The following is a 6,452-nucleotide window of genomic DNA, read 5'->3' on the forward strand; positions in this document are numbered from 1 at the left end:
GAGTATTGGCACCTTCCAAGGAGCGCAAAATCCCAAAACGGCTTCATTCCGCCAATTTCCCGACTATGTTCGCACCCACCTTGACCCCACCAAGCATAAAAAGGTGGCAATGTTCTGCACCGGCGGCATTCGCTGCGAAAAAGCGACATCATTAATGATGGCTCAAGGCTTCCAAGAGGTTTATCATCTCCAAGGTGGCATTCTCAAATATTTAGAAGAAGTTCCACCCGAAGAAAGCTTGTGGCAAGGAGAATGTTTCGTCTTCGATCAACGAGTCGCTGTAGAGCATGGGTTGGAAGCCGGAACTCATGAAATGTGCCGCAGCTGTGGGCATCCGATCGCTGAAGATGATAAAATCTCACCTCATTATCAAGAGGGCATTTCCTGTCCCTACTGCTTTGAGCGCCTCACCGAGGAAAAACTCGCACGACAGCAAGCGAGGCAACGACAAATTGAAAGATTGAACCCCGCTGGATAGGCCATGCCCATCCTACACGACTTCCTGAACTTCTCCGAGACCTCATATCATGTCCGGTTAAACACCCTTAGTGAGGAATGATGCGGGGACGCGGGGACACGGTGACGCGGAGAGATTTTTATTAAGGGTAATTAGGCGGACATCATATCACTTATGAAAACACCGAAAGAAGTCCTTCAAATTTGGGTCAATGCACTCAACACTCGCGATGCCGAGGCCGCTGCTGCACTCTATCACAATGATGCAACTAACATTCAGGTAGCCGCTGATAGCCCCGTTTACGGAAGACAGGCAATATATCAGGATTTTGTCCAGTTCTTCCAGGCTTTTCCCGATAACTACACTCACATCGAAAATCTGTTTGAAGACGGAGAGTGGGCGATCATTGAGTGGTCAGGTGGAGGAACCTTTCTGGGTGAATTCGCTGGAATTCCCCCCTCAGGGAAGAGTTTCACTTTACGGGGTTGTGGCTTTTTTCAGATCATAGAAGAGAAGATTCGTTTTCAACGGGGCTACTGGGATAAGGCTACATGGTTTGAACAACTCGGGATTCCACTGAAATGACATCCTCTCCCGCTCATAGCTAGGAGTTAGCCCCATTCCCAACGACGCTCACTTCTACTGCTCTCGTAGAACTTTTCTTAGCCTCATAAAATTGGCAGGCAACGTGTCCGAGTGAGTAAAGCAGAGCAGCATTGCTCGATGCTCCAACCCCAGCACCAATGATAGGCAGGAGTTCCACAAAGCTCAGTCCACCTTTGAGGACTCCTGAGCCTCCCACCGATAACCCAAAAATAGCGAGAACTTCACCCCGTCGCGCTGGATCTTTCAGCGAAAATCCGTAGGCGGCGGCAATACGATAGACCATCTCAGCTTGGAGTGCTGTAACCGCCGCGAGTTCAACCCCAAATAGAGTAAGCGCCAAAGGAGGGACAAAGTTAGTCAGTAATCCAATGCCCCCACCCTTCAACGCCGCATCAACAATAATTCGGTGAGCAATCTCAGCAGGTGATTCCAGAGGATAGTCCTGCCGCAGCTTGTCTACCTCAGCCTGAGCCTTCTCTACATCAACCTGACCGAGTGCAGCCATGAGTACGTTGATGCCTGGAACTTTAGAAGCATATTTAACCAGGGGATTTTCCGCGATGGGAGTAACGATTTTTCCTACCGTTTCCGTTCCCTGTTCTAGGAATTGTTGAGCCGCAGGTACAACCGTCTTGCCTACAGCAGCCGTTGTATTGGCAACGTTGTCAGCTGCAATTTGCGCTACCGCAGTAGCTAATTGACGCGCAGAAGTAGCCACTTGATTGGCTGTTGCCATTGCTTCACGCATGGGGTCGGTGCCTGAACGTTCTTTACCTTGTACTGCCATAGGTCTTTCTTGACTTCTACAGAGGTGATTCACTTTACTGTAAAAGAGCAAAAACTTTATATCCTCTATCCACTGACAGTGATTGGCTGATCTGAAAGTTAGAGGCTGATATCCTGTCCGATTAATTACCGTATTAGAGGGTATTTCATCCGGATTTGGTATCACGGGTTCGGAATAAGAAAGTAAGAACAAAGGTGAGCAATGCCCACCTTAGATATAGATATAGCCTGTCTGGTATCCTCTAGAAGAATGGAGCGCGACAAACAAGCCACTACCGAAGCAACAACCGCTCAATTACAGTCATCTGTCGCTCAAGCAGGCTCATCAGCCGATCATGGCTTTCGTGCTGCTTCTCCAGAGTCATGGTAAGCTTGTCCAGTCGGTCAATTAGCACCTCAGTCTCTGAGCGGGGAGCTCTATAAGAGTCTGAATAGGGTTCCGAATAGCGCTCTGAATAATCTTGTTCCATTATTAAACCTCACTTAGAAACAGCTTTCTTTCCATCTCCCGGCGCTTCACCAACCCTGGCAGCACGCGCCCTCCTCCCTTGTTCCACAAGAGAAATCCCTCAGCCGCACCCCGATAATCTCTAGCTTCTAGCTTGCGCCGAATGGTCATTCCTTCTGTGATCGGTTCCATCCCGCAATTGTAAGTCAAGCTAACCAACGCGCTGAACTGATTTTCATTCAGGGGGATGTGGCTCAGCACTCGCTCGACTCCCTTCTCAAACTCAGTAAGTTCTTTCCTCAGCATCTCTTCCGCCTCGGCTTCAGTAATGGTCATTCCAGGGCGGATTCCCTTGGTGCAACCGTAGCCAATCGTCCACACTCCTGCTGGACACTTATAGGCATTGAGATAGAGACCCTCACACTCCTTCAGGATTCTCATTCCAGCCGCGTTCATTTTTCGCCCCGTCGGGTTCCCGTTAGTAGACCCATTTTGAGGCTGTGGCTTGGGTTGTGGCTTGGTGTCCGCAGGTAATTCGATCACGTTTTCCCAAATGGTGAGGTCTCCTTGGGACTGACCATTGCCATTGCCATTGATCACAGACACCGCAGTCGTTGTGGAGACGACTGCCGCTTCTGGCGTTGCAGCGGCTTGAAAGTCTGAGGGCGATTCTTGTGGTGCTGGAGGTGGTGTGTATTGTCTTTGTTTCTCCCTCTCCTCCAAAATTTGATTAAGTCGTTCTGCGGTAATGGCAGTCGTTGTAGCCGCCATTTCTCTGGCTTGCTCCCTAGCTTGCCGGGACGCTTCATCGGCTTGCTGTACCTGAGCGAGATATCCCTCAATATCTTGCTGAATCAGCCCTTCTACGCGACCTGCAAACTCTACGTAGGCGGTAGAGTGAGAGCGGTAGCGGTCATAGTGTCCGGTGAGCTGGAAATACTGCCACCCTTCTACCTTCAGCCCCTCAGCCGTGTTTCTGAAGGTGCGGTAACGAACATTAAAACCAAAAAGCTCCTCGACAGCGGCGGAGATGGCAACGGCTTGAGCCATTCCGAAAGCCGTCCAGGTAAACACCTCCCGGATCTTGGGCTGACCATGATTGAGTGAGACAAGCGCAGGAGTGATGACCCCGCCAACAATGGTGATCAGCCTGAGGGTGTAAAATCGTGTCTTCGCCTTAGCGGCGCTACTCTCTAGCCACAGCAGTTGATCCAGCCATCGAGATTTCAGAGCATCCTTGCGAAACTCGTCCAGGTCGAGGCGATCTATCATGCCCGATAGGTTGCGCTTGAGGAATTGCTTATAAGACTCTTTCGCCATATCACCCAAAAGTTTTTTATTTGAATACAATGCGGACTAACACGAACAAATAGCTGCACAAGAGATGGAACTACAACGTAAGCATTGACAAATAAAATGAAATATGTGTTGGAAGAGATTTCTACCCCAATGAACTCTACTACCTATCTTCTGGGTGAACCCACGTTTACTTATACAAGAATCAGGCGATTGCCCGATAAAAATTTAATAGAGGCACAATCTAGAAGTTTGAAATATCACAATTAGGTCTCTTTGTACAGTTTTAAACCAGCCGTCCTTCTAGTGATACTGGCGACCTGGGGAGACTCCAAACCAACCGACCCTGTAAAAATGGTTCCAGCGAACAATAAAAATCCCCGCTTTCTCCCCTGCACCCTTTTGCCCCCTCTGCCACGGCAAAAGCTAAATCTGAATATCTACCTTTAGGGGGTTGGTAAAACTATCACTAGAGATATTGTGTCATAGTTTTTCATTGAGGAAAATAATTAATATTTCGTTGCAATTCTAGCGGCATTGACGAATGGTGCCAAATTGCTGAAAATCCTTGATATACCGTACTCCGTAGCGGCCGAAATCCCGGTGGGAGAGTGATTGTCAACAAAATCACCGTTGACGCGAAGCGTTTCCTGGGAAAAAATCCGGGAACAAGCAGAGGTTTTTCTTGGTGGAAAATATTTTGAGATTTGCGATCGCCCCTTGACACTTTTTTTCCTCAAAGGTCAAAAAAGAGTTGTAACACTATTTCAATGAACCCAAGGGTCACACTTTCCTGAGCTTGACTGATCGCGACATCAGTCAGCCTTAATTTTACCGATTAGATTGGAAAGAAGAGAGTGATCCTTGAAGGATATCTCTCCTCGTTTAAAGTCTTACCGTGGTCACCTACCAAATTTGAAGAGTATGCAATTCCCCAAACTCACTGGATTTACGGGCACAATCGAGATTGAGCGCATTAACGACAGAGAACTGGCGCAGGAGATACAGACTCTACTGGTCAAAGGCAAATTCCTCCAGCCTGGAAAGCTCACATTTGAGCAAACCAAACAGGCGTTTGACCAGTTTAAGCAAGACTTTCATTTGGGTTATCCCGGCCTGTTGGGCGAGTCTACCGCCAAAATCCTACTCGATCTGCATGAGCCTGTAGATGAGGACAGCCCAAGTAACAGGCCACAAGACATGCCGGTGCCACCCGAAACGAAAATTAGCGCACCGGATCGGGGCAGACCCATTACTATTCCCAAGTTAGAGGTCGTGTACTTAGGTGAACCCATCCTTAAAGGCGGACACTTTAGTTGGGCAGAAGCAACCAAGAACGGAACCCGGATTCCTGCATCCGTGGGAGTCGTAGACGGAATTCTCAAGGTGGCTGAGGCGATGGAGGAAGTCCGGGACTATATGGGCGGCAAATCCATTACGATCAATTCCTGGTACCGTGACCCTGCAAGCAATAGAGCGGCTGGAGGAGCAACAAAATCGCGCCACTTGTCTGGGGATGCGGTTGATTTCGTCGTCAGCGGGATACACCCCAAGGAAACCCATCGTCGATTGGAGTCGTGGTGGGGAAGTCGCGGAGGCATTGCCTCGGCTTCCTGTTTCACCCATTTAGACTGTCGAGGTTATGCTGCCCGTTGGAGTTATGGGTTTTAAGGGATTGCTGGCAGCATCCTCTAATCAGAGTGAAGGACGCGATCTGCGAAACGCTTTGCTCGCTTCGCGATCGCCTAATTCTCGGTCGGAAGCCTTAAAACCTAGAACGCGCGTGGCTATTCCAAAAGATTGTGGTGAGCCGTGCCGCCCCATCTTTAAATCTGTAGATGAGGGCTGGATTGATTGGGCAATCAACTTTTAGCAATCTTCAACCACCCAAAAACCTGCTCTGCCGTTAACTCTAACTTGATTCCTTCAAGAACTTGCAAGCGATCGCTCCCTCTATATACTTCTGGTTCTTGCTTGGGTCTAAATGTAAGGATAGAGCGATCGTCCGGATCGATGAGCCACCCTAACTGACAGCCATGTCGCAGAGAATGCAGGATGTTGTCAATCACCCGGTTAGCCTTGTGTTCGGGTGAGATAATCTCAATTGTCCAATCTGGGGGTTCGACAAAATTGTCTTCTGGCTCTCCTTCCTCATTTAACTGAATGCGATTCCATGCCACCACTGCAACATCAGGTACAACAGAACGTCCCCCAAAGGTACAACGAAGTTCAGGAAGTGCGGTATAGCCCTCCGTGCTGCTATCAATCACAGCCAGTAGTCGCTTTTGTAAGATAGAGTGCCTCATCGCATTCCCATTAATGTACTCCCATGCCGGAGATTCCTCGATATCAGGAAGCTTGAGAAATTCTTCAAAGGTGAGGGGTTTAACCGATGCAGGCGTCATGGCTGTTTGGCGGTTGTTAATCTCATTTTTTTACAATAAAGTCAATAAATTGTTTTCCTGTATTACTCAAAGAGACAGCGCTTTTATGTAAATCAAGAATATGGATTCCTACTCCAGAAACTTTTTGACCACTATCACTACTCATCAGTAGTCCCTTAGCAGTTATGTCTTCCAGTGCTTGTTCATAAATATAGCTATTATTCTTTATTCCTGGGAATATTTCTTCCAAGAAATCCAAATGATTCATATATTGACCGATATCATTATATCTAAATCTATTCATTAGCTCACTGATTCTTATATTGTTTTTTCTACACCATTCTCTTGGGTTATCAATAAAATCCATCATTATTAGATGGCAAGGTATAAAATTATCAATAAAGTTTAAGAAAATTAGCTGTAAGCTTTCATCTGGCGCATTTGGCAAGACTGAATTAATAATTGCATTTTTCAA

8 protein-coding genes and 1 pseudogene are annotated in these 6,452 nt (G+C 47.6%); 5 read left to right on the forward strand and 4 right to left on the reverse strand.

What is annotated here, in order from left to right:
- Together V6C93_RS25680 and V6C93_RS25685 are read left to right on the forward strand one after the other, a co-directional pair.
- The coding region (locus V6C93_RS25680) for a rhodanese-like domain-containing protein (RefSeq protein WP_333479508.1) at positions 1–478 on the forward strand (478 nt) is incomplete at its 5' end.
- Between the two features lie 153 nt (positions 479–631).
- Entirely contained in the window at positions 632–1,042 is a 411-nt protein-coding gene (locus V6C93_RS25685; RefSeq protein ID WP_333479509.1) for an ester cyclase, read from the forward strand.
- A 19-nt stretch (positions 1,043–1,061) separates the two neighbouring features.
- On the opposite strand, the gene V6C93_RS25690 is transcribed toward V6C93_RS25685, so the two are convergent.
- A complete protein-coding gene (locus tag V6C93_RS25690; protein WP_333479510.1) occupies positions 1,062–1,850 on the reverse strand; it encodes a hypothetical protein in 789 nt (262 codons plus the stop codon).
- A 201-nt stretch (positions 1,851–2,051) separates the two neighbouring features.
- Here V6C93_RS25690 and V6C93_RS25695 point away from each other — a divergent pair, with 201 nt between their 5' ends.
- Positions 2,052–2,219 carry a hypothetical protein gene (locus V6C93_RS25695; protein WP_333479511.1) on the forward strand — a complete coding sequence of 56 codons (168 nt, stop codon included), beginning with the start codon at positions 2,052–2,054 and terminating at the stop codon, positions 2,217–2,219.
- 102 nt (positions 2,220–2,321) lie between these two features.
- On the opposite strand, the gene V6C93_RS25700 is transcribed toward V6C93_RS25695, so the two are convergent.
- Entirely contained in the window at positions 2,322–3,617 is a 1,296-nt protein-coding gene (locus tag V6C93_RS25700; protein ID WP_333479512.1) for a DUF4231 domain-containing protein, read from the reverse strand.
- Between the two features lie 900 nt (positions 3,618–4,517).
- On the opposite strand from V6C93_RS25700, the gene V6C93_RS25705 reads away from it, so the two are divergent.
- The gene (locus tag V6C93_RS25705) at positions 4,518–5,264 is read left to right on the forward strand and encodes a D-Ala-D-Ala carboxypeptidase family metallohydrolase (protein WP_333479513.1); all 747 of its coding nucleotides are present in this window, start codon (positions 4,518–4,520) and stop codon (positions 5,262–5,264) included.
- The gene (locus tag V6C93_RS25710) at positions 5,236–5,466 is read left to right on the forward strand and encodes a hypothetical protein (protein ID WP_333479514.1); all 231 of its coding nucleotides are present in this window, start codon (positions 5,236–5,238) and stop codon (positions 5,464–5,466) included. Before V6C93_RS25705 ends, V6C93_RS25710 begins: the two co-directional genes overlap by 29 nt.
- Here the strand turns inward: V6C93_RS25710 and V6C93_RS25715 are convergent.
- Together V6C93_RS25715 and V6C93_RS25720 are read right to left on the reverse strand one after the other, a co-directional pair.
- Positions 5,456–5,998, reverse strand: a complete 543-nt coding sequence (locus tag V6C93_RS25715; protein WP_333479515.1) for a Uma2 family endonuclease — start codon at positions 5,996–5,998, stop codon at positions 5,456–5,458. The genes V6C93_RS25710 and V6C93_RS25715 overlap by 11 nt on opposite strands.
- Before the next feature lie 22 nt (positions 5,999–6,020).
- Positions 6,021–6,452: pseudogene (locus V6C93_RS25720) on the reverse strand (hypothetical protein); the annotation flags it as partial.

Origin of the sequence: Allocoleopsis sp., from assembly GCF_036703385.1 — a bacterium.
Lineage (GTDB): Bacteria > Cyanobacteriota > Cyanobacteriia > Cyanobacteriales > Coleofasciculaceae > Allocoleopsis.